Genomic DNA, 23,257 nt, shown 5'->3' on the forward strand with positions numbered 1-23,257 from the left:
ATAATCTGTTAGCTTTATGTAAATAGCTTTGCTACGCTATTGAATAATACCAGTCCCTATTCTTAATATCAATCTAAATATAATGATAATTAATTAGAATATTTTTCTATAAGCCTATGATTTTATAAATTTTTAACTAAACAATTTTTTTACTTTATGCTAAAAATAATCTCGGTAAACGACCTTCTTAAATAAAAGCCCCGAGGCAAAGTCAGGATTTTGTTTCCTTCATTGTCTAAGCCATAACATAGAGAACGAGCATTGGCAGCTTTAGGTCGCACTTGCAAATAATGTCCCATCGTTGCATCAATCTCTTCTAGGCGGCCAGTACCTATCATAGTGGTTAATTCTAACCAATCTTGCTGTAAAATCTCCTCTTGCTCAGGAGTAGGCGACCATAGATAGGCTTGGCCAATTCGACGTTGCGCAAACGGTATTTCTCTTGCGCCTTCAACTGGAATCCAAAGGATACGCTTTAGCTTTTGATAACATTCTGAAGCGTACCATTCTTGACGATGCACATGTAAAAGAGGAATAGAGGTAATAAATGTAGATTCTGCAGGCTTTCCACGATTATTAAAAGGAATTGTTTTTAATTCAATATTGAGATGATTAAAATCAGGCACAGCTTTAGTGCCTGCAGTCGCACCTAAAATTAACTCTATCGCTTGGCCTGCCCAGCCTTTACGTTTTACTTGATCTTTAGGAATAGAGGCTTGGATAAAATTTGCTAGCTGAGCAAAGCTAATTCCTTCAATTTGTAAGCAGCGAAACAGTAATTCATCCTCATTGTTCGGGGGTGATTTTGGTAAGCGCGCGTTCATATTTTTTTTCTTCTCGCCCTTCTTTTTCTTTCAATTCTACACTAATAGGAGGAATAGGAGATTTTATACCTGCTAATTTAAATTGCTCCATAATTGCAAAAAGAACTTTTGAGCGAACCTCAAAACGAGTATGTGTTTGCACATTTATAAAATATCGCACTTCAAACTCAATTAAAGCTTCATCAATTTTCTTTAAAAAAACCTGCGCCGGCGGCTCACTTACAATTTCTGGTGTGATAGCCAATACATCTAAAATTATCTGCTGGATAATACTTGGATCATCAGCACGACTTACTTTAATAGGAACGACTGTTCTTATGATACTATCTTGATGAGTCCAATTGGTAAAAGGCTTATTAAATGTTTCAGCATTGGGAATTAAGACTTCCATATTATCCCAAGAAGAAACCCGCATTGAGCGAATACCAATATGGGATACGCGCCCCTCATAATTACCTAAAGTGATTAAATCACCTTCTCTAACTGGCCTCTCTATAAGTAGCATAATGCCACCTACTACATTACTGGCAAAATCTCGTAAACCAAAACCCATACCTACAGCAAGACCACCAATTACCATGGACATGCCACTAAAATCAAATCCCAGCACGCGTAACGTAATAATACTGCCAATCAGAATAACTGCATATTGAGTAAATACAGATAAGCTATTGCGGATGCCTGCATCTCTGGTATTACGGTATAACCAACGGTAACAAAATTCCCTCGTCCATTTCGCAGTCCAATAAAACACAGCCAGTACCACAAGAAACTCGCCTATACTCACTGACGTAATATGAATACCCGAAATATTAACTAAAGGATATTCTGCGATATGCTGTAATTTTGCAACAATGGCTGAGTCTGACAACCAGCCAAATAATTGGCAAAAAATAACCAAAGACAATATAAGTAAAGATACGCGCAAAATTTTATCTAAAGGCTTTAAAATAACTTCTATCCATAACCACCCATTCGTTGAATTTGAAATCATCCATTCTGATAAAAGCTCCAGGGCATCAAACATTAATCCACGTACAACGATATAACTGGTAATGATAAATAAAACTTGTACCTGATAACGGCTCATTGTCCAAGCTAAATTAATATAGCCAATTAAACCAATCACAGCGGTGATAAACAAAGTAAGTGGTGTAAGTATCATTAATATCATGACCGCATTACGAACATAGCGTTTCTTATTTTTTAATACAGGATATAAAAGATGAGTGATAACATCCTTGCTCTTTAAAACAAGAATTGACACGGCCACTAAGAACAACATAAACAATCGATTAAATATATCTTGTAAAATTAATGGCAGCGGTAATTGATAGCTAAATACCATTAAAGCAGTCGTCCATCCCCCTGCTAGCAGCAGCCATTTTACTTGATAATATAATTTAACGTCCTTACCTGAAGAGTCGCTAATGCGCTCTAGCAAGATTAAACGAGCAATTAACAACATGGTACGAAATGTAAGCCACACTAGAATAAGATTAATTAATAATTGGTAATTACTAAAAGGAACCTTATTTAGATATAACATAAGGAATAGCGTACTGATAAATGCTAAATAAGGCATATTACGGCTTAATAGGGTTAAAAGCCCACCATATAAATGGCCTGAAAGCCTTGAACGCTCTTTATCTTGAGTTAAACGCTTTAATAAGTGCTGTAGGAAATAAAAGATAGCCGCTGTAACAATTAAAGTCAGCCAAATAAAGATGGCCGGTACTGTATCTTGCCATAAATAATTATCGCGGGTTTTTAATGCCAGCGATTTTAAATAACTATAAAATTGCATAGGCATACGTGATAGCTCATGAATAATAACAGGCCAACTGTCAATCCGATACTCAGATAAGCTTTGCCTTACAGAGAGCTGTTTTTTTAACTCCTGTTGATGATTTTCTAAATCTTCTTGCAGCGTTTGCTCTTGTATAGTGATATCAGCAATCCGTTTGTTAATAATGCTAGTTAATGTTGAGAATTGCTGCTTTAAGCTTGCCTCAGTTAAATGGCGCTGTTCTATATTTAGCAATTGCACCATCTTTTTTAGGGCTTGCTCCATGTCTGAAAGTTGTGAAATAGTATTTTTATAAACTTCAGTTACCATTTGCAAGGTGCGAATATCTGGCGCTCTTAATAATTCATAATCAGCTTTTATTAGCTTACGCTGTAAGTTAAGACCAGCTTTCTTATGCTGAGTTAAATTAATCACTTGATTATTTAATAATAATTTTGCTTCCAGTAGATAAACTGTTTTAGAATTTGCTTCTGCCTTAATTTTCTGCTGTAAAGTTAAGCTATTTTCATATAATTTATCTAAGGATTGGTTTAGTTTATCTTCTTGGGCATGTAACTCCCCTAAGCGTTGCCGCAATTGTGCTTTAGATTTCCATAGATCAAGTTTGTGTTTCTGCTCTAATAATAATTCTTGATAGCGAGTGGCTAGGCTTAAATTTTCATTAATAAGTTCAATGGTTCTCTTATTAACTTCATTAAGTGAATTAATTCTTTCAATTTTTGCTTGCGAATTAATTTGTGGCGAGTCGGTTACTTGAAACTGCTGCAGCTGTTTAAGACGCAAACCAAAATCAGCTTGCAGCTTTTTTTGCGTAATTAAAAAACTTTCTAAGTTAGCAATTTTAGCCTTATTTAGAGCAATGAGCGCCTCGTTTTGCTGAACTTTTTTTAAATAATCCTCATCTGTTGTCGGTAAGGCAAATAATTTAGCCTCACCGCTGACTAAGGTAAAATTTGTTTTTTCTTGGGTTAAATATTCAATTAGTTTACTTGAATTATTCGTTGACGAGCGCGCAAACACCATTGTAGTACACAGTAACAGCACTATAATGACAAACAGCCACTTCCTTAGCATTCCAAAAGAAACCTCATGTCGTTTATTTAGATACCGATAAGTTGGGTGCAAGGCGAATTCCCAATTCATTAAGTTGCGCCTGACCTACGGGCGTAGGCGCGTTAGTTAATAAACACGATGCAGATTGGGTTTTAGGAAACGCAATCACATCACGTATCGATGATGAGTTAGTTAATAGCATGGCTAAGCGATCAACCCCTAAGGCAATGCCTCCATGGGGTGGGCAACCAAACTGTAGGGCATCAAGTAAGAAACCAAATTTATCACTAGCTTCTTGCTCATTAATGCCAATTAAGTCAAACACAGTTTGCTGAAGCTCTGGTTGATGTATACGAATTGAGCCGCCACCAATTTCATAACCATTAATAACAATATCATAAGCCTTCGCTAACATGTTTGCAGGAGAAGCTTTCAAAGCGTCGCCATCGAGTTTACTAGGAGAAGTAAACGGATGGTGCATTGGCTGTAATGCATTTGTTTTTGGATCAATTTCAAACATTGGCCAGTCAACTACCCAAAGTAATTGCCAACCAGATTGTACCAACCCATTATCATGACCAAGCTTTACTCGTAAAGCGCCCATCGATTCGTTAACAATAGTTGCTTTATCTGCACCAAAAAATAATACATCACCTGTTTGCGCATCTAATCTATCCAAAATAGAGTTTATCATATCTTCAGATAAGAATTTAAGAATAGGTGATTGCAGACCTGTCATACCCTGGGTGCGATCGTTGACTTTAATATAAGCTAAGCCTTTAGCGCCATAGATGCCTACAAAACTCGCATAGTCATCTAATTCTTTGCGGCTTAGTTTAATACCATTGGGTAACTTTAATCCAACAACTCGACTGTCTGGGTCATTGGCAGCTGCTGCAAACACTTTAAAATCAGCGGCTTGTACCAAGTCAGCAATATCAACAAGTTCCAATGGAATGCGTAAATCGGGTTTATCACTTCCAAAACGACGCATGGCTTCAGCAAAGCTCATCCGCCTTAAAGGCAGGCTTAAGTCGACTTGCAATATATCTTTAAAAACTTTTGCTAACATGCCTTCAATTAATTGTTGAACATTTTGTTCATCAATAAAAGACATCTCAATATCAAGCTGGGTAAATTCAGGCTGCCTATCCGCCCTTAAATCTTCATCCCGAAAACAGCGCACAATTTGATAATACTTATCAAACCCTGACATCATTAATAACTGTTTAAATAATTGTGGGGACTGAGGAAGCGCATAAAAAGACCCCGGGTGTACTCGCGAGGGAACTAAGTAATCCCGGGCACCTTCAGGTGTTGCTTTGGTCAACATGGGGGTTTCAATATCAACAAAATCTTGTGCATTTAAGTATTCGCGTATACAACGAATGAGATTATGCCTAAGAATTAGATTCTTTTGCATATCAGGGCGACGAAGATCTAGGTATCGATAGCGGTAACGTAAATCTTCATTGATTGATTGATAATCATCAGGAAGAAACGGTGGGGTTTGCGCTTGATTTAGTATGTTAAGCTCATGGCCTAAAATTTCAATTTGGCCAGTAGGCATCTTAGGATTTACCATGCCTTCAGGTCGTGCTCTTACTTTTCCTTGAACACACACTACAAATTCAAGACGTAATTTTTCTGCTATTTTAAATACGTCAACTTGCTCAGGCTCATAAACAACCTGCACTAATCCTGAGCGATCACGAATATCTAAAAAAATAACGCCACCATGATCACGGCGATTATGAATCCACCCACAGATGGTTACAACCTGGCCTATCATTGTTTCATTAATTTCTGCACTGTAATGTGATCGCATGGGACACCTATCTTAATAAGGATAAATAACAGGCTCTGCACCATTTTGTGGTTGCATAACACCTAAAGAAATAGTAAATTTCAACGCTTCATCAATAGTCATAGTCAGTTCAATCACTTCTCGTTTAGGCACCATGACTAAAAAACCTGAGGTAGGATTTGGCGTAGTTGGTATAAATAAACAAACCATCTCATCCCCGGCATGAGAGACTATTTCAGGATTAGCCATGCCAGTTTGAAAAGCTAGTGTCCAAACGCCCTTACGCGGGTATTGAATTAACATCACTTTACGAAACGCTTGGCTATTGGTCGCAAAAATTGCTTGAATGACTTGCTTAGCAGCATTGTAAATAGAGCGCACAAGAGGAATACGAGCCAGTAAGGCTTCACCCCAGCCCATTAACCGCTGCCCAAGAATATTAGTTGCAACAACGCCGGTTATTATCAATAACAACAGTGATAAAACTACGCCCAAGCCAGGAATACGTACCCCAAGCAGGTGCTCTGGTTGATAGGCCTGTGGTAAGAGCGCCATTGTTGAATCTAATATGTCAATGATAAATCTTAAAACAACAAACGTCACAAGTATCGGCAGCCAAATTATCAAGCCTGCAAAGATAAAGCTGCGTATTGATTTAGGTTTCAATCTCTTTCACCCTTTTCACCTGTTTGGGTTTTTACGTCACTCGAACTTTTATCTGAGCTCTCCTTGCCACTCCCTTTCTGAGTTGCGGGCGCAGAAGACTTATTTTTAAAATCAGTAGCATACCAACCTGTTCCTTTTAATTGAAAGCCAGCCGCAGAAATAAGCCTAACCGCAGTATCTTTAAAGCATTGCGGACATTGGGTTGCGGGAGCGTCATGTATTTTTTGCATTAAATCAAATTTATGATGGCAATTCGCACACTCATACTCATAAATTGGCATCCAGAAATCTCCATAATTATCAAGGTTCAGGAAATAAAAGAAAATAAAGCTGATATTTCGAGTTTATTGTATATAGTAATTTTTAAATAAAATTTCAATGAAAATTACTAAAATCTATGTTTCTAGCTAAAGAAATACTTATAAATTATAACTAACTCATTGAGTATAAACAATGCATACTTCGTATAAACTCTGGTTCAACAAGGGTAATTTCCTAGTTTTTAACAGGTTTGACCTAAATTTAGGAAAGCTATCGCACTATCTTTGCAAATCTTACGAAATGAAGGTAGAACAATCCAGTCTTAAGAGTTCTTCATCATCTGAACTCGGGAACTTCAAAACCCCCGGTCATTGCGAGCCTTTACAGCGTAAAGGTGAAGCAATCCAGAGCTTTCTTATCATTGTAAACTCTACCTATAAGCGGCATATGCATTCTGGCTTCTAACGTGGCAATATTCTCTTCAACAACGAGCATATTATTGTCTAAATAATTAGCTACCCAACCAAAACAAGTAATTTGGTTCGCTTTAAGCACAGCATCTGTTAATAAGGCGTGATTTATACACCCTAAGCGCATGCCAACAACTAATATAACGGGTATTCTAGTTAGTTTTAAAAAATCGAGCCATGTTTCTTGAGAATTTAGAGGAACTAGTAGCCCGCCTGCGCCCTCAATAAGCAAGTAATCAAACCGAGTAAACACGTCTTGTTGACAAAATTGAGCAATCTCGTCAACGGTAATTACCTCACCTGCAAATTGTGCCGCCAGGTGTGGCGAGATAGGTGGCAAATATTGCCAGCGATTAATAGTCAAATTGGGATCAGCATTGTATCGCTGCAGCCTTATTACATCCTGACTAATTAATTGACCATTTATTTCATCACAACCACTTGCTAAAGGCTTTAACGCTTGCGCTTTATACGTTTGGTTAAGATAATTTAACAAACTACCTAGTACATAGGTTTTACCACAATCAGTGTCAGTACCTGTAATAAAAAATTGTTTCATAATAAGAATTTCTCAACTTCTTTAATAAAATCCTGTTGATGACTTATAAATGGCATGTGTGCCGCTTTAGGAAATAAAATATAATTAAACTGCGGATATAATTCTTGCATTCTGGGTAATAAATGCCTTGGTACGATGGCATCTAAACGTCCAAACATAAAACAAGTCGGGCTTTTTAAGCCTGGTAGACAGGGGCGTAAATCCCAGCTAGCAAGTATAGTTAAGCCATTGGTGAGTGCTTCTAGGTTTGAGCTAAACTCTCCCAAATTAGCGACTGAAGAAGAAAAATTCTGTAATTGCAAAGCGATAAATTCTTCCGTCGTTTGTTTGGGATTCTGGCTTAAATTGATAAAAAATTGTTCTAAGGTCTGCGGTGTTATTCCTGGCCACTCTGTATCTTGGACAAAATAAGGTGACGTTGTCACATTGAGTAAATGCGAAACTCGCTCATGCTCCTCAATAGCAAGCTTGGTTGCAAAAAGCCCACCTAATGACCAACCGAGAACTGCAAATTTTTCTGGCAGCTTACTTAGTAATTGTTCCTTAAATAAAGACCAGGACATCATTGTACTTTGTCCAAATCCAGGTAAATCGACTAAATAAAGGGTAAAATTATTGGTTAATAGAGGAATTAGGGATTGCCAAATTTTTTGATTAAATCCCCAGCCATGTAATAAAACAAGGGGCCTATTACCCTTACCTATTTGGTTGACTTTGAGTATCATCAATTTGCTGCAACCTATCAAATAAGTGATCAATATCCTGCGGCTCATGCTGAGCATTCAAGACAACGCGCAACCCTGTTGCAGTACGACATACGGTTGGTTCACGCATGGCTTGACAAATAATACCGTATTTTTTTAATTGTAAAGCATAATCAAGCGCTTTATGTGGGCATCCTAATTGTAATTGTTGAATTGGGGTATGCGAGTGGCGCCATTTTAAAGGTGATTTTTGTATTTTCTGCTGAAAATAGGCAATTAATTCAGCCAGTTTACTGCGCCTATCATCTGATTTCATAACAATATCTAGGCTTTTTAAAAGACCATAACTTAAAGCAGGACTTACGGCAGTTGAGTAAATATTTGAACGTGCTTGTTGGAATAAAGCCTCTACCCACTCCCCTTGTCCAACTATAATAGCGCCTTGCCCACCTAATGATTTACTAAAGGTAATTAAACGTAGTGGCACTTGGTGTTGAGGCAATTGATAATAAGCGACAGCACCTAAACCATGTGGCCCCACCACACCGAATGAATGCGCTTCATCAACTAAAATAGGTATTTGCCCGGTTGCACATAGCTTAGCAAGTATAGCCAAATTGGATTGCTGTCCGCTCATGCTAAAAATGGCCTCAGTAATAACCGCAGGGTTAATTATAGAATTAGAAAGCTTTCCTTCTAAATCCTCATAATTATTATGCAAGAATCTCGTGTACTTTATATTATTTAATTTAATACCATCATAGATAGAAGCATGAACTGCTTTATCAATTAAAACATGGCAATTTAATTGGGCAAGCAAAGAAACAATGCCAAGATTAGCTGCATACCCTGAACTAAATAAAAGCGCACTGTCAGCTTTTAAATAGTGTGCAAAGGTTCTTTCTAGCTCCTGATGAATTTTATGATAGCCACCCACAGACATAGAAGCACCACTGCCAGATGAATGCTTACAAAAACCCTGGGCATAAGCCCTTCTAACTTGCTCATCATGTCTTAGCGATAGATAGTCATTAGAACTAAAATTAAGTACATGCGGCCCATATTCATCAATAATAGGTCGTGTTCTATATAAACCTTGTTGCAGCAATAAGCTCTTTTGCTGCCTTAACAAATCAGTAATCATGCTGGCAATGCTTGTAATCCTAATTTGTTAAATAGCTGCTCATCTTTATCAAGCTGGGGATTCTCTTGAGTTAATAATTTATCACCAGCCCAGACTGAATTTGCACCCGCAAAATAACATAATGCTTGTAACTCATCACTCATTTTGGTACGGCCAGCGCTAAGCCTTAGCATACTTCCAGGCATCAGTAAACGCGCTGTGGCAATAGTACGAACCAGCTCAAAAGGATCAATGGGTTTTGCCTGAGCTAGCGGTGTACCTTCGACAGGAATTAAGCTATTAATAGGTATACTTTCTGGCGGTGAAGGTAGATTTACTAAGGTATGTAAAAACTCAATACGATCCTCCCTGCTCTCCCCTAAACCTAATATGCCGCCACAGCAGACTTTCATGCCTGATTTCCGCACCTCATCAATAGTGGCAAGGCGATCGTCGAAAGTACGTGTAGTTACTACCTTGTCATAATAGGATGGCGATGTATCGATGTTATGATTATAAAAATCAAGGCCAGCTTGCTGTAAAGTGGTTGCCTGCTCCGTACTGAGCATGCCTAACGTCATGCAGGTCTCAAGGCCTAGGGCTTTTATTTCTTGAATTATTTCTACCAACTTAGGCATAGCTTTTGCTGGCGGACTACGCCATGCGGCACCCATACAAAACCGAGTAGCACCCTTTGCTTTGGCTTCCTGAGCTTTTTGCATGACTTCTTCTACTGATAACAAATTTTCTTTCTGAATAGCGGTTTTGTAATGCCCACTTTGCGAACAATAACCACAATCTTCTGGGCAAGCGCCTGTTTTAATATTTAACAACACGGCTAGTTGCAACTGATTAGCGCTATGGTGCTGACGATGGCATTGGTGTGCTTGAAACAATAAATCATTAAAAGGTTGTGTATAAATTTTTTCAATATCAGCTTTAGTCCAGCTAATTATCTGCTTATCCACGAATTTACTCATTTTGTTATGGTGCGCTACATGATAAAGTGAACACTTTTATTGTCAACTCAAATTTTAAATATGGTTAACAAAGAGCAAATTATTACAAAAGATTTAAATCACATTTGGCATCCCTGTATGCAAATGAAAGATTTTGAAACAAGCCCTCCCGTTATCGTTTACGCTGCAAAAGGAAGTTATCTGGAAACCAATCAAGGGAAACTCATTGATGGAATTTCCAGTTGGTGGTGTAAATCGTTAGGCCATGGCCATCCAGCTATCACTGCGGCTATCAAAGAGCAGTTGACAACATTTGAACATGTGATTGCTGCGCATACCACCCATGCCTCATTAGCAAAATTAGGTGAAAAATTAGCAGAAATCACTAAAAATCAACACTTATTTTTTGCCAGCGATGGCTCATGTGCGGTTGAAATTGCGCTTAAATTAGCCCTACACGCCCAACAGTTGCAAGGAGAGGGTCAGCGCAGAGAATTTATTTCACTACGCAATAGCTATCATGGTGAAACCTTTGGCGCATTAAGTGTTAGCGATTTAGGATTATATAAAAAACCCTATGAAGGACTTGGGTTAAAATGCCACTTTATTGATAATCTCCCTTATGTAAGTGGCGAACATGACCCGGCCTGGCAGGATGCAACAATACACTGGCAAACAACACAGACCTATTTAGAACAAATTAAAGACCACGTTTGCGCAATCATTGTAGAGCCTATTCTACAAGCTGCTAGTGGCATGCGCTGTTATAGTGCAGATTTTTTAAATAAACTTGCCACTTGGGCACAACAACATGGCATTTACGTGATTGCTGATGAAATTATGACCGGCATTGGCCGCACTGGAAAATGGCTAGCAAGTGAGTATGCAGGTATCAAACCTGACCTAATATGCCTTTCTAAGGGCCTAACATCAGGTAGTATACCATTTAGCTGTGTGTTAATTGATAATGCCATTTATAATCTTTTTTACGCAGATTATAATCAAGGTAAATCCTTTCTTCATTCTCATACCTACAGTGGCAATGCATTAGCTATTAGTGCCGCTTTGGCGACAATTAAAACGATAGAAGAAGAGAAACTTAACCAAAAAGCATTACTAGTAGGAAAACAAATGCTTAAGCTCTTTGAAGAAATTGCTGAAAAAACTCAGAAGATAACCAATATTAGATCGATAGGCGCAGTGGTCGCTGGCGATATGGTTGATATACCTAACCAACGCGTAGGTTTTCAATTTTACCAAGAAGCTTTAAAACGAGGTGCATTACTGCGACCAATAGGAAATACCCTTTATTGGCTGCCTCCCTTAACCATTAGCGAGCAAACTATTATGCATTTAGCAGAAATCACCCTAAACTCTATTTATGCAGTTTATGATAACTTAAGTTATGGCTAAACAAGCACCTACAGAAGATTTACGACTAAAGTTTAGTACAGTATGGGCTATCGCAACAATTTTATTAATCTGCTTGGTTAACTTTTATCAAGGCTGGCATTTAAAGTACCAAAAAGAGAGTCATTTACAGCTACAAGCAAGTCATTTGGGCTATAAACTAGATCACTTTATCGATACTATTGTTAAACCACTTGATTTATTACCGCTTACGCAAGAACAACTTAAAAATTGCCAACACCTTCTTTTGCCAAAATTACAAGCGCTTGTTTTTAATAGCCCTATTATTACAGGCATTGTAATTTACAATGCTAAAACAAATTTTATTTGCACGACATTTGATCCACAAGCGCCTCTTCCTAATCCCTATATCTCACAGCAAATACTACTTGGGCCAATGAAAACAACTCAAGTTAATAATGAATTCTTTTTATTACAGCGCCCTTATCAAGATATTTATATAGGTATTTATATTTTAAAGTCAACGTTAGAAACATTTCTACTCGATGATTTAGATCATACAACAATGGCACTGTACGATATGCAAAAAAAACAGATTATTTTAGATAGTAATATTTCTACTACTAGTGATAAACAACTATACCCAATGACTTTAAATAACTTAACAAATCTGAATAAAAATACCTTAATCCTTCCTTTAGATTCCTTAAAAAATATTAAATTAATTGTTCAAGCTGACTCATTTAATTTTTATAAGAATTTAATTGTGCAACTCTTGTTAATTTCTTTGCCTTTACTCTTTCTATCTTGGCTATTACATAATTATTTTCAACAAATAATGAATAAGCGTTTTTCTATTACTGCTGCTTTAAATAATGCATTAAAAATGCACCAATTCTTTCCTTCTTATCAGCCTATACTTTGCCCTAAAACAAAAACATTTTGTGGGGCAGAAATATTGATACGTTGGATAAATGATGAAAACGAACTTATCATGCCAGATTATTTTATAGATGATGCAGAACGTTCAGATTTAATTGTACCGATTACCTTACAATTAGTTGAAAAAACTTTAGCGGAATGCGCAGAATTTCTACATAAAAACCCTTCTTTTCATTTAGGATTTAATATAGCGCCTAGTCATTTTAAAAGTGAAACCTTCTTTGAGGATTTTGATAACCTTTGTAAATACAACGCCATCTTTCCAAAACAAATTATGCTAGAGCTTACAGAAAGAGAGCTATTTAATAATGTTGAACAACGCATCAAAATAAAAATGGCAGAATTAAGAAACAAGGGGTACTTATTAGCAATAGATGATTTTGGCACGGGTCATGCAAGTATTAGTTATCTGCAACATTTTCCATTTAATTTTTTAAAAATTGACAAACTATTTATTCAATCTATTGGAACAGGAGCCATAACAGAAGCATTAAATGAGGCAATTATTAGTATTGCTAACTCATTAAAACTAAAAATTATTGCTGAAGGTGTAGAAACTCAGGAACAATTTGATTATTTAATAGCAAAAAAGGTTGATTTTATACAGGGATGGTTTATTGCAAAAGCAATGAATTTTAATCAATTACAAGAATTAATACTTAGCAAAAGGAAAAAGCATGAATAAAAAGAGTCTTTATTGTATTGTACCCTTTTCTTTCTATGCCCAATTTGCTCTAGCTCAATGGCATTGCATCGCTGAGGATGGTGCGAATCGGCAGTGGCTTGCTATAAGCAATTATCAAAGAAGCGCCATTAATAGGGCCATGGAAGTATGTAAAAAAGAAAGCCATGAACCAAGCTCATGTAAAACTTCCAAAGCTAATTGTGATTTATTTGTTAATGGAATCTCAACTAAACCAGCCTGGCAATGCACAGCACTTGATCAGATGGCTGTTGTTTGGCGTAGTAACTCTTATTCCAATCGGGACGATGCAGCGCTGGCAGCTAAAGCTTACTGCCAAGAGAACAGCGGTTTTCCTGATACGTGTTATGTTAATTTATTAACATGCAAAAATATTAATCGAAGAAATATTAATCAATAGGAATAAATGATGTTTTGTGTTGGTCTAACGGGTAATATTGGTAGTGGTAAATCAACGGCTATTTCTATTTTTAAATCGTTGGGTGCTGCAGTCATTATTGCTGATGATATTGCCAAAGAACTGACTATGCCTAATCAACCAGCTTTTAAACTTATTAAAGAGCATTTTGGTGCCCAAATTATCACCGAAACAGGGCAACTTAATCGTGCGCAATTAAGAACAATTATTTTTAACCATGCCGAAGAACGTATCTGGCTTGAAAACTTATTGCACCCATTAATTCGTAAACAGATAATGATAAATGTATTTAATAGCCAAGGCCCTTATGCTGTCATTGAAATACCGCTATTATATAGCCGTATAGATTACCCTTATTTAGATCGAATATTGGTTATTCTTGCAGATTTTAAAACGCAGCTTGCCCGGATTTTACAACGTGATTTATGTACCGAAGAACAAGCCCTTGCTATACTTGCAACCCAATCTAATGAAACACTAAGACGTGAACTCGCCGATGATATTGTTATTAATGATAATTCTTTAGAACAATTACAGCATGATATAAGAAAATTACATGGAAAGTATTTACAATTGGCTATTGAAAAGTCATCATAAAACTCTTTATTTAGAACTTAATTATTATTTAATAATAGTGCTTAAAAGAATAACAGCTTATGTCTTCTGATACCATAATTTTTCAATTAGCAACTCATTATTTACCTAAAATAGCCTTGCGCTTAGAATCGCTTTATCAAACAGTAAACCAAGCTTGCTCGGAAACGCATCCTGTCATTCATCATTATGCGCTAAAAAGTATCATTGAGATTATTCAACTTATTGAAAAGCCAGAACTTAAAAGCCGTTTTTTAAAAGAGTTAATGCGGATCGAACATCTGGTGAACAAAACTCAGCCTCCCTTGCCTCCTGAATTGAGCAAAGACTTGCATGCTCAGATTTATACCTTAAGTCATGTAGCTGGGCGGTTTGGTGAAAAAATTCACTTAGATCCATTTTTAAATTCTATTAGAGCCGCTCAACCTTTGATTGACTCTGAAATGCAATCACCCCAACTGCTATTATGGTTAGAATCCAATTCTACGCTACGACAACGCGATCTAATACTTTGGCAGTCGTGTCTGCATACGCTCCATGCTGCCGTTAGCTTATACTTACAATTATTACGTGATACAGCTCAGTTTCAACAAGTTGACATGAATCATGGTTTTTATCAGTGTCCTTTACCACCAAAAGCCTATTGCCATCTTATTTTATTACGCATGAATAAATCCTTTGGTATAGTACCTCGAATGCAACTTGGGCATCATGGTTTAAGCGTTAGATTATGTGAAGCAGCCACAATGCGGGAAGTTAAAGATACAAATGCTAAGCTAGATCTCGCAATCTGCCAACTTTAATTTGGTACATTTGCCACTTTCATATAAAATTGTGCCTCTATAAGAGTTAACTCATCACTTTAATAAAATGTAAATCTAATTTTGGAATTTCAATTACAATGAATACAGGCAAACAAACTGCTGCTCATCAAGCTGCTAAAGCAATTAAAGAACGCGTACCTAATTTTAAACCTACTATAGGCGTGGTTTTAGGCTCAGGCTTAGGAAGCTTTGCGGAGCAATTAGAAGATGCGGTCATGATTAGTTATGATGATCTTCCTGGTTTTCCTAGATTGACTGTTTATGGGCATAAAAGCAATCTCGTTTTAGGTTATTTAGGTGGCGTTGGTGTGGTGTGCTTACAAGGTCGAGCACACAGTTATGAAGGGTTTGATTATGAAATTGTTAGAACCTATGTACGTACATTGCGTTTATTAGGATGTGATTACTTCTTAGCAACAAATGCCTCTGGCTCGTTACGTGAAGATGTAGGCCCAGGTGAGTTAATGCTAATTACCGATCACATCAACATGCAGCCAGGCAATCCATTAGTAGGTCCAAATGATGAAGAATTTGGCCCTCGCTTCTTCCCCCTCGATAATGCCTATGACTTAGAGATGCGTGAGCGCTTACTGCAGATAGCTCACCAAGAAGATATTGCTTTACATCAAGGCATTTATCTTTCTGTTTTAGGACCTAATTATGAAACAGCAGCCGAAATACGTGCCTTTAGAATTATGGGCGCTGATGCTGTTGGTATGTCTACCGTACCTGAGGTTTTAGTCGCCAACCATTGCGGTATGAAAGTTGCCGTTATTGCAACCATTACCAACTATGCGACAGGACTAACGTTTTGTAGTCATAGTCATGAAGCCGTAGTGCTCATGGCTTCAAAGGCTGCTGAAAAATTAAACCACCTTATAAAACAATTTATAAAAAACCTTACATGAGCCTGAACCTAGACAAAACATGGCTAGCCACCCTCAAAAAAATTGATAAGGAATCAATCGAGTTTACTACTGACTTAGTAAAATCAGTGATTGACTTAACGCTGCTTGATGAATTAGCTGATAATGATGCTTTAAAAACCCTTGCGGAAGAAGCAAATAGTCATCGAGTAGCAGCAGTATGTGTTTTTCCTGAGCATTTAGAAAAATTTAAACACCTAGAGACGAGCAAACGAGCCACGGTCGTTAATTTCCCTAAAGGGCAAGACTCGCTAGATACTACATTAGCTACCATTCAAAAAATAGCCCTTGCTCATGTTGATGAGGTAGATTATGTATTTGCTTATCCTGATTACTTAAGCGGACACCAACGCTATGCTTTACAACAATGCCATGAAGTTTATGCATGTTGCCAAGCAAATAATATCAGGCTTAAGGTAATTTTAGAAACAGGTGCTTTCCCAAATGCCCCGCTGATTTATAAAGCAAGTTGTGACATTTTAAATTCTGGTTGTGATTTTTTAAAAACGTCGACAGGAAAAATCAAGATAGGAGCGACACCACTTGCAGCCTTTAGTATGCTTAAAGCAATTACAGATTCTAATAGTTCTGTTGGGATTAAAATCTCTGGCGGCATTAAACAGCTTAAACAAGCTTATTTTTATATGGCATTAGCTGCTTTTATTTGCAAAAAAGAAATTGATAACTCGTGGTTTCGTATTGGCTCAAGTAGTCTTCATAGGATGATTTAAGCTTAAACATTGTAGCCTAAAATAATAGCTAGCCACATTATTAAGCCATACCAGCCATTCCAAGAAAAAGCGTTTAGACATTTTTCTTCATTACGATCAATTGTTAACCATTGTTGATAGATTAAAATAATAGCGCCTACAACCCAGGCACTAAAAAACGAGCTTCTTAGGTTTAAAAAGTGGACTAAGGGAATCCAAAGAGTATGAAAAAATAATTGCAAAAAGCCTACTGCTAAGCGGTCATAGTTGGCAAATAAAATAGCAGTAGATTTAACGCCAATGCGCAAATCATCTTTGCGATCAACGATTGCATATTGCGTATCATACGCAATAATCCAAGCATAATTAATGAGTAGCAAATAAAAAATACTTTTATTAAAGGGTGAATTAGACGCAACAAACGCCATTGGAATACCTAATGAAAAAGCAATACCTAAAACAAGCTGCGGCCCTTGAATAAAACGCTTACAAAACGGATAGATAAACGTTACTAATAGTGCAAATAATGCATAATAGAAGCAAGTTACCGGCAATTGTATTAATATTATTAGTGAGGCAACAAGAAAACTTATAAGCAAGGTTATCGCTTCATTCAAGCCTACCTCGCCCGCTGTTAATGGTCTATTACAAGTGCGTTTTACATGCAAATCAATGTTGCGATCAGCGATGTCATTCATAATACAACCGGCCGCTCGCATAAATACGGTACCTAATAGAAATAAAATCAGCAAATAAATAGGTGGGTTTCCTTGGTTAGCTACCCATAATGCCCACGCGGTAGGAGACCATAGTAACAGAATACCAACGGGTTTATGAAACCGTGCTAATCGATAATAACTATTCCAATTCATGCGCTACCTTTAATAAATCTGGTAAAAATATTTCAACTAAATAAAAGGGATCCTGAGTATTAATCGTAAATACCGCCAACCTTCCCCATAGGTTCTCCTCATTACCAGTAATTACAGACTTTAACCAATAGTATTCGATTGACTTAGGTGTAATCAAATAATAATCCAGTGCAAGACGAGTTATTTCTTGATTATCAAAAATCAGATGCCCTAAACTTTCATGCTCTAAGCGAGCAAAAAAACTTTGATGCGTGTGATAAGTATGAGCAGGTATAATAGTTCGTGCATACCAGCACTTCTTACCTTGTGCAGAAATTATGATTTCACGCTGAAAAACTGGTTGACTCGCATCTAGCTCAAAAACATAGCGGTTCCACCAAGTCATATTACGCCAGTATTGCTTAAGCACTATTAAATGAGCTTCCCCAGCCTGCTCCTTAAGCTTTTTTGTTAGTGACTTAGTATGGGTCAGCCATGGGAATAATTCAGATGGAGGCAAAATACTCGTTTTTATCGTCTCAAAAAAAGGGAGTAGCATGTTGTATTAGTTAAGACAATATAGGGGCTTATTATAGTCTTTTTTACTTCTTATTGTTAGCTTTTATAGCTACTTTCAGGATAAACCTCTTAAGACAGAGGCTCTACTTAGTCACCTCATTAACTACATGCCCCACGCGTAATGCCTAAGCGCCCACTGGCTAGGATATTAATAATCCGCACATTATTTCCTGTACAACCTGTAGCATTAACGGTCATATTAAAAGCGCCACTCGTGATAAATCCTGAACCATCATAACTAACCAAGGAATTATTAGCTGTCACTGCCATGTTAGCTGGCAATGCTTCGTGAACACGAATAATATCAGCTGTTGAGTCAATAGCATTATTATTGTTAGTATCTACAAAAACTAACCAGCCTTGTCTCCATTGAGTTGCACTACCGCATGATGTCAATGAAGTATTTGCTGCCGCACAAACTGATACTCTTACCCCTCTTCTAATAGCCTCTGTACGTGCAAAATGCATAAATGCTGAAATTTCATTAACGGCTGAAACGACTCTATTATTTTGGATTGTTGAATAATAGCCTGGTACTGCTAACGCAAGAAAAATCGCAGCAATAGCAAGCGTGACCATAAATTCTGTAAGTGTAAAACCAGTTTTCTTTTTCACATTCCCTGCCCAGTGATTCATCCTAGTTTTGATTATAGATGAATTTCTTTTTTTATGAATTTAAAAAGAATTTTTCTTTTGCAAGGTATTCATGCTAGCTTTTGTTGAACTATTAAATTCGTCATTCCCGCAAACAAAAATTCATGCATAGCTCTCCGCCTGCAAGGTATTGTTGTGTAGATAACTAAGTAATCAAACCGATCTTGTGGCCCGGCTGCTAGAGCCGGGATCCGTTTAGCTAAACTAAGATTTAATCCCTGGCTGCAAGCAACTGGGCTATGATAGCTGGGGCACTTGCTAAAACACATCGTCATTGCGAACCTTTACACCGTAAAGGTGAAGCAATCCAGAACAGTTCTACTTACAACAACCGACCTGGATTGCTTCGCTTCGCTCGCAAAGACGAGTAAATAGACTAAGGCAACTGGCGGTTTTAAAGCAAAGCTGACGAGGTTATTTGACGTTTAATTAATAATATAGGCGTAGTTGATCCACGCAACAATGCCGCCTGCGCAGAGATGGCAAGCTAGTTTAATTTTAAATAGCTCTATTTAGAGCTCAACTACTCTAATCTAAAGAAATACAGAAAGAGCAGTTTTATTTTCAACTCCCATTACAGCTTACCAAACTCACTGTGAGCAAAACAAAATCTATTAATGATTAATTTCTCTTGTTCATGCCCTTTAATCAAGAAAGAAAAATGACCATTGCAGCTGGCATTTTTTAAAGCAGGTGAAAAAAGAATATAGTTTTTCGACTGAAATCCTTGCCAACGTATTTGCATTCCATTGGGAGCCCACTGCCATACTTGTATTATTTTTTCTGCTGTAGGAGCATGGGTTTTATCACTTAAAAACAAAGCTATTCCATTAGACCAATCTAAACCATCCCATGGTCTAAGTATTAAAAAATTACCCTGTGCAAGTGCCATATTTCTTCCATATTGAATAGCGCTTTGTAACTTATCACTAATAATTTTTATTTGGTTTTTTTGATAGAGGGGTTGACCTATTGGAGCAAATAATAGTAACAAACCAATAATACTAACAACCATTAAAACTTCAATTAGGGTAAATCCTTGTCTATGTAGCATCTTTATTTAGTAATTCTTTAACATAAAGTAAATCTTGGTACGCTTTCTTTTTATCCGTTAACTTGCGTAGTAAGTAAGCAGGATGATAACTAACAACAAAAGGGGTTTGCTGATAATAATGAACCTGGCCACGCATTTTACTGAGCGTAGTTGCTTCTTTTAATAAAAATTGCCCTGCAAAGCGACCTAATGCCAGTAATAATTTTGGTGCCACCAACTCAATTTGCTCGGTAAGATAAGGAGTGCATTGCATTATTTCTTCATTACGAGGATCGCGATTTTCAGGTGGGCGGCATTTTAAAACATTGGCAATATAAACCTCTTCTTCCGTAAGGCCCACGCTCTGTAACATATGATTAAGTAACGCGCCGGCCCTACCTACAAAAGGTAACCCTTGCTTATCCTCATTATATCCTGGTGCTTCCCCAATAATCATTAATTCTGCAGTTGGATTGCCACGAGCAAAAACCGTTTTAGTTCGACATTGAGATAAAGGACATTTAGTACAATTAGCAACAATACCGGCTAAATCAGCTAATTTATTGTCAGATAAATTAATTTGGCGGGGGACCCAAGGCTCAACACCCATTTGCTGTAAATAATAAAAATGATCCTGCTTTGCCATAGTTGCATACAACAATAAAAAATTAAGTATATACCTTAATGGATTGATTGTATAACCATACCTTCTGGCTCCTCGTTAGCAGCACGTTTAAATAAATTTAATTCAGCCTTTTTATCATTTATTTTATCATTGGCAGATAAAATAGATGAGGTTACAACTGATTTTTCAGGTTTTTTAATATTACGGCAGAAATCAGCTAATAAAGGCCAGTCTATTTTTTCAAAATCTTCTAAGATAGTTTTTGTTTGCGTAAGCGTAGGCCAAGCAGCATAAAAACTAGGATCATGCAGTTTATTTTCTGAACTAATGAGAGATTCAAAAACAGTAAGTTTTCGGCATAAGGTATCTATATCTATTAAAGCTGCTTTAAAGTCTTTAAGAAGATGAACCAAGAGATTAATTAATAAATGTGTTTCACCCTGTAGTTTTTCTAAATACTCAAGGCAACCTAAAGGCTCTCTAATAGAAAAGGAATGCCTCGCCCACCTATATAGTTTTAAATCAAAGGCATTATTAATAAAATTACAAGGCAGCTTTAAAAAAATTGGATAAATAGCGGCAAACAATATTCTATTGATACTTAAATCCTCAATACTAGTAAAAGAATTGGATTCGGCAACGATACCATTTTTATTTTCATCAGTAAGATCACTAATAGACTCATTAAAGTAGCGAATCCTTAATTGATTAACCGCATATTCGGTTGATCCCTCTAATAATGACCGCCTAGCAAAGTATTCAAACCAATCTTTACGACCCCGATAGCAGCTGTAATACATTGCTTCTTGGCTATTGGCAAAGGTTAAAAATAAATGCTCCTCATTTAAAGCTGAATAGCTAGCATCGTTTTGTTGTTGATAGCGGGCATTGATATAATTTTTGCCAGCCTGATAACCATTTTCAAATAATAGGGCTTGCCCATGAGCATCAATGTTAAATTGAGTAGAACTGATATCAGCTGGTGAAATTAATACGACTTGACTGCCGTAATTTCTTAATTTAATTCGTTCACGTTCCCAAGCACTAACTGGATCTTTCACGCCAGTTAAAAACCCATAAATCCAATTTAAAACAAAATTTTCTCTATAAACTCGCGTTAAAAAAGTATCTAAAATTCCTCTTTCATACCCATTATCAAATTGAAAAGCTACAAGACTTAAACAATTATTGTATTGTGATTCTAAAAATGTTGAATAATCATCACTAAAAACTTCGGTAGGTAGGTTATTTAAAATACCTCCATCGTTATACTGTTCGCCTTCAAAAACTGTGGGTTTAAAGACAACTGGAAAACTAGCAGAAATTGCACCAGCTTCGCTGATTTCCATTGCCGGAGTGAGCGTGTAAGAAAAATAACGAGTTTCTCGTTTTTTGATGTTGGTGGCAGTAACAATTAGCTCGTCTCCTAACCCACAATTAGGGTATGCATTTTTTAAGTTCTTAAGTGATTCAAATGTAATTTTACCATCTTTAAAAACATGATTTACTAAAAATTGTTGCCCCTCAGATGTTTGATCTAAATCATGAGACGCAATAATATGATTAACTTTTTTAACAATCATAAAATCAAGTGCTGCTTTTAAAGCACGAGTGTCAGAAATTCCGTACCGATCAATATCATAAAATATCAAATGTTCTTGACGAAAATTTTTAAAAAATTCATATATTTCAGTTGAGGAATAGCCTAAATAACAAAGAATTGCCATAATTGCGCCAGCTGAACTACCAGCAAATTTTTTAGGCTTGATTTTTGCATCTTCAAATGCTTTATAAGCACCTAGATGTGCAAAAAATTTTACCCCACCGCCACAAAAAACAAACGTATCTAAATCAGGGCGTTTCTCAGTAATTAATATTTCGCCATTATCAGGCCGCTGATAAACTTGCACATTCCCTTTTATGGTAAGTAGTTGCGGCTCTTTAAAAGATACTTTTTGCTCTTGCTGCTTGATTTCAGGCTTAATCGCTAATGGCTGAAACCAAGTTATAAACCATCGCCATAAGCGAGCATGCCAGGATAAGGTATAAATAAGCCCTTGAACTTGCCTATGCTCATGCATGGCTTTAAGACGTTGCTCTTGTGAAATAACTCTAATTGCAAAAGGATGAGGATTAGACACTATCTCGCTGTAATCAAAAGAATCTAGATCACTTAACATAAGTTGTTTTACTAAAGCGTCGGTAAAAAAAACTCGTTTTGTATTTCGCAGAGGTTTATCTTGATTATCATTATCCAGATGATATTTGTTTGCAGTATTTTCAGTAGCGTGCTGATTTAATCCAATCAACAAGCCATATTCACCTTCAGAAATTTCTATACTATTTAGCTGATAATCGTTAGTTAGTTCAAACGGTGCTAAATGCCATTTATATGATTTTTTACGTCGAAATAATAAATTAGTAATTCTACCCCACCAACTTAAACCAACCTCCGCAGTATAGCCACGATAATCATTAGTCGTTGCGTCGCTTAAAAAAAACCGCTGGGCATTTTTTTGATGTGCCTCTAAAAACCAATTTAAAAATTCATCTTTTTTTTGTTTACTTAAGTGGGTGAAATCAAAAATGACTCTTTCTTCATCAAGCAAATAATCACTTAAAGAAAACTGTTGATCAGGCGAAAGCCCATTGATTCTAAACCGCCCAAAATAAACACAAAGTAGATACTTTTTCAATAAAACACTATTAGGATTTTTTATTCCATTTTGCTGCAGTAATTCACTTAAAACATGTCCTTTGCCCATAGTCTGCTCCCATTAGAGTTTTAAAA

22 protein-coding genes are annotated in these 23,257 nt (G+C 36.7%); 7 read left to right on the forward strand and 15 right to left on the reverse strand.

Features of this window, described 5'->3' with window-relative positions:
* Positions 1-149: 149 nt before the first annotated feature.
* The 9 genes from mutH to bioB form a co-directional block, all read right to left on the reverse strand.
* Positions 150-824, reverse strand: coding sequence for a DNA mismatch repair endonuclease MutH (gene mutH / locus DYE47_RS07230; RefSeq protein WP_115302630.1), 675 nt, complete (start codon positions 822-824; stop codon positions 150-152).
* Positions 787-3,777, reverse strand: coding sequence for a mechanosensitive ion channel domain-containing protein (locus DYE47_RS07235; RefSeq protein ID WP_242604224.1), 2,991 nt, complete (start codon positions 3,775-3,777; stop codon positions 787-789). Before DYE47_RS07235 ends, mutH begins: the two co-directional genes overlap by 38 nt.
* Entirely contained in the window at positions 3,731-5,515 is a 1,785-nt protein-coding gene (aspS, locus tag DYE47_RS07240) for an aspartate--tRNA ligase (RefSeq protein WP_115302631.1), read from the reverse strand. Before aspS ends, DYE47_RS07235 begins: the two co-directional genes overlap by 47 nt.
* A gap of 12 nt (positions 5,516-5,527) precedes the next feature.
* Positions 5,528-6,160, reverse strand: a complete 633-nt coding sequence (locus tag DYE47_RS07245; protein ID WP_115302632.1) for a DUF502 domain-containing protein — start codon at positions 6,158-6,160, stop codon at positions 5,528-5,530.
* Positions 6,157-6,441: an FmdB family zinc ribbon protein gene (locus tag DYE47_RS07250; RefSeq protein ID WP_115302633.1), complete on the reverse strand. Its 285-nt coding sequence runs from the start codon at positions 6,439-6,441 to the stop codon at positions 6,157-6,159. The genes DYE47_RS07245 and DYE47_RS07250 overlap by 4 nt, the downstream gene beginning before the upstream one ends.
* 361 nt (positions 6,442-6,802) lie before the next feature.
* Entirely contained in the window at positions 6,803-7,450 is a 648-nt protein-coding gene (gene bioD / locus DYE47_RS07255) for a dethiobiotin synthase (RefSeq protein WP_115302634.1), read from the reverse strand.
* Positions 7,447-8,175 (reverse strand): alpha/beta fold hydrolase, encoded by a 729-nt coding sequence (locus tag DYE47_RS07260; protein ID WP_115302635.1) that lies wholly within the window; start codon positions 8,173-8,175, stop codon positions 7,447-7,449. The genes bioD and DYE47_RS07260 overlap by 4 nt, the downstream gene beginning before the upstream one ends.
* Entirely contained in the window at positions 8,147-9,298 is a 1,152-nt protein-coding gene (locus DYE47_RS07265) for an aminotransferase class I/II-fold pyridoxal phosphate-dependent enzyme (RefSeq protein ID WP_115302636.1), read from the reverse strand. Before DYE47_RS07265 ends, DYE47_RS07260 begins: the two co-directional genes overlap by 29 nt.
* Positions 9,295-10,245 (reverse strand): biotin synthase BioB, encoded by a 951-nt coding sequence (gene bioB, locus DYE47_RS07270; RefSeq protein WP_423202367.1) that lies wholly within the window; start codon positions 10,243-10,245, stop codon positions 9,295-9,297. Before bioB ends, DYE47_RS07265 begins: the two co-directional genes overlap by 4 nt.
* 72 nt (positions 10,246-10,317) lie before the next feature.
* On the opposite strand from bioB, the gene bioA reads away from it, so the two are divergent.
* The 7 genes from bioA (at position 10,318) to DYE47_RS07305 (ending at position 16,745) form a co-directional block, all read left to right on the forward strand.
* The gene (gene bioA / locus DYE47_RS07275) at positions 10,318-11,649 is read left to right on the forward strand and encodes an adenosylmethionine--8-amino-7-oxononanoate transaminase (RefSeq protein ID WP_115302638.1); all 1,332 of its coding nucleotides are present in this window, start codon (positions 10,318-10,320) and stop codon (positions 11,647-11,649) included.
* Entirely contained in the window at positions 11,642-13,234 is a 1,593-nt protein-coding gene (locus DYE47_RS07280) for an EAL domain-containing protein (RefSeq protein ID WP_115302639.1), read from the forward strand. Before bioA ends, DYE47_RS07280 begins: the two co-directional genes overlap by 8 nt.
* Positions 13,227-13,652 (forward strand): hypothetical protein, encoded by a 426-nt coding sequence (locus DYE47_RS07285; protein ID WP_115302640.1) that lies wholly within the window; start codon positions 13,227-13,229, stop codon positions 13,650-13,652. The genes DYE47_RS07280 and DYE47_RS07285 overlap by 8 nt, the downstream gene beginning before the upstream one ends.
* 6 nt (positions 13,653-13,658) lie before the next feature.
* The gene (gene coaE / locus DYE47_RS07290; protein WP_115302641.1) at positions 13,659-14,267 is read left to right on the forward strand and encodes a dephospho-CoA kinase; all 609 of its coding nucleotides are present in this window, start codon (positions 13,659-13,661) and stop codon (positions 14,265-14,267) included.
* Positions 14,268-14,326: 59 nt separating this feature from the next.
* A complete protein-coding gene (zapD, locus tag DYE47_RS07295; protein ID WP_115302642.1) occupies positions 14,327-15,067 on the forward strand; it encodes a cell division protein ZapD in 741 nt (246 codons plus the stop codon).
* 98 nt (positions 15,068-15,165) lie between these two features.
* Complete coding sequence (locus tag DYE47_RS07300) at positions 15,166-15,996, forward strand: purine-nucleoside phosphorylase (RefSeq protein ID WP_115302643.1); 831 nt, start codon at positions 15,166-15,168, stop codon at positions 15,994-15,996.
* Positions 15,993-16,745 (forward strand): deoxyribose-phosphate aldolase, encoded by a 753-nt coding sequence (locus DYE47_RS07305; protein ID WP_115302644.1) that lies wholly within the window; start codon positions 15,993-15,995, stop codon positions 16,743-16,745. Before DYE47_RS07300 ends, DYE47_RS07305 begins: the two co-directional genes overlap by 4 nt.
* 2 nt (positions 16,746-16,747) lie before the next feature.
* Here DYE47_RS07305 and DYE47_RS07310 read toward each other — a convergent pair whose 3' ends face one another.
* From DYE47_RS07310 to vpdC, 6 genes are all read right to left on the reverse strand, one after another.
* Complete coding sequence (locus DYE47_RS07310) at positions 16,748-17,596, reverse strand: 4-hydroxybenzoate octaprenyltransferase (protein WP_115302645.1); 849 nt, start codon at positions 17,594-17,596, stop codon at positions 16,748-16,750.
* Positions 17,583-18,134, reverse strand: coding sequence for a chorismate--pyruvate lyase family protein (locus tag DYE47_RS07315; RefSeq protein ID WP_115302646.1), 552 nt, complete (start codon positions 18,132-18,134; stop codon positions 17,583-17,585). Before DYE47_RS07315 ends, DYE47_RS07310 begins: the two co-directional genes overlap by 14 nt.
* Positions 18,135-18,253: 119 nt before the next feature.
* Positions 18,254-18,769 carry a GspH/FimT family pseudopilin gene (locus DYE47_RS07320; protein WP_160149866.1) on the reverse strand — a complete coding sequence of 172 codons (516 nt, stop codon included), beginning with the start codon at positions 18,767-18,769 and terminating at the stop codon, positions 18,254-18,256.
* 613 nt (positions 18,770-19,382) lie between these two features.
* Complete coding sequence (locus tag DYE47_RS07325; RefSeq protein ID WP_115302648.1) at positions 19,383-19,862, reverse strand: pilus assembly FimT family protein; 480 nt, start codon at positions 19,860-19,862, stop codon at positions 19,383-19,385.
* The gene (locus DYE47_RS07330) at positions 19,852-20,487 is read right to left on the reverse strand and encodes a uracil-DNA glycosylase (RefSeq protein ID WP_115302649.1); all 636 of its coding nucleotides are present in this window, start codon (positions 20,485-20,487) and stop codon (positions 19,852-19,854) included. The genes DYE47_RS07325 and DYE47_RS07330 overlap by 11 nt, the downstream gene beginning before the upstream one ends.
* A gap of 35 nt (positions 20,488-20,522) precedes the next feature.
* Entirely contained in the window at positions 20,523-23,231 is a 2,709-nt protein-coding gene (gene vpdC, locus DYE47_RS07335; RefSeq protein ID WP_115302650.1) for a Dot/Icm T4SS effector VpdC, read from the reverse strand.
* Between the last annotated feature and the right edge of the window lie 26 nt (positions 23,232-23,257).

The sequence above is a fragment of the Legionella beliardensis genome (assembly GCF_900452395.1).
In the GTDB taxonomy this organism is placed as follows: Bacteria; Pseudomonadota; Gammaproteobacteria; order Legionellales; family Legionellaceae; genus Legionella_C; species Legionella_C beliardensis.

Bases quoted from the DNA above. Each gene is read 5' to 3' on its own strand.
- mutH (WP_115302630.1), bottom strand. From the start codon at position 824: ATGAACGCGCGCTTACCAAAATCACCCCCGAACAATGAGGATGAATTA.
- DYE47_RS07235 (WP_242604224.1), bottom strand. From the start codon at position 3,777: ATGAATTGGGAATTCGCCTTGCACCCAACTTATCGGTATCTAAATAAA.
- aspS (WP_115302631.1), bottom strand. From the start codon at position 5,515: ATGCGATCACATTACAGTGCAGAAATTAATGAAACAATGATAGGCCAG.
- DYE47_RS07250 (WP_115302633.1), bottom strand. From the start codon at position 6,441: ATGCCAATTTATGAGTATGAGTGTGCGAATTGCCATCATAAATTTGAT.
- bioD (WP_115302634.1), bottom strand. From the start codon at position 7,450: ATGAAACAATTTTTTATTACAGGTACTGACACTGATTGTGGTAAAACC.
- DYE47_RS07260 (WP_115302635.1), bottom strand. From the start codon at position 8,175: ATGATACTCAAAGTCAACCAAATAGGTAAGGGTAATAGGCCCCTTGTT.
- DYE47_RS07265 (WP_115302636.1), bottom strand. From the start codon at position 9,298: ATGATTACTGATTTGTTAAGGCAGCAAAAGAGCTTATTGCTGCAACAA.
- bioA (WP_115302638.1), top strand. From the start codon at position 10,318: ATGGTTAACAAAGAGCAAATTATTACAAAAGATTTAAATCACATTTGG.
- DYE47_RS07280 (WP_115302639.1), top strand. From the start codon at position 11,642: ATGGCTAAACAAGCACCTACAGAAGATTTACGACTAAAGTTTAGTACA.
- DYE47_RS07285 (WP_115302640.1), top strand. From the start codon at position 13,227: ATGAATAAAAAGAGTCTTTATTGTATTGTACCCTTTTCTTTCTATGCC.
- coaE (WP_115302641.1), top strand. From the start codon at position 13,659: ATGATGTTTTGTGTTGGTCTAACGGGTAATATTGGTAGTGGTAAATCA.
- zapD (WP_115302642.1), top strand. From the start codon at position 14,327: ATGTCTTCTGATACCATAATTTTTCAATTAGCAACTCATTATTTACCT.
- DYE47_RS07300 (WP_115302643.1), top strand. From the start codon at position 15,166: ATGAATACAGGCAAACAAACTGCTGCTCATCAAGCTGCTAAAGCAATT.
- DYE47_RS07305 (WP_115302644.1), top strand. From the start codon at position 15,993: ATGAGCCTGAACCTAGACAAAACATGGCTAGCCACCCTCAAAAAAATT.
- DYE47_RS07310 (WP_115302645.1), bottom strand. From the start codon at position 17,596: ATGAATTGGAATAGTTATTATCGATTAGCACGGTTTCATAAACCCGTT.
- DYE47_RS07315 (WP_115302646.1), bottom strand. From the start codon at position 18,134: ATGCTACTCCCTTTTTTTGAGACGATAAAAACGAGTATTTTGCCTCCA.
- DYE47_RS07325 (WP_115302648.1), bottom strand. From the start codon at position 19,862: ATGCTACATAGACAAGGATTTACCCTAATTGAAGTTTTAATGGTTGTT.
- DYE47_RS07330 (WP_115302649.1), bottom strand. From the start codon at position 20,487: ATGGCAAAGCAGGATCATTTTTATTATTTACAGCAAATGGGTGTTGAG.
- vpdC (WP_115302650.1), bottom strand. From the start codon at position 23,231: ATGGGCAAAGGACATGTTTTAAGTGAATTACTGCAGCAAAATGGAATA.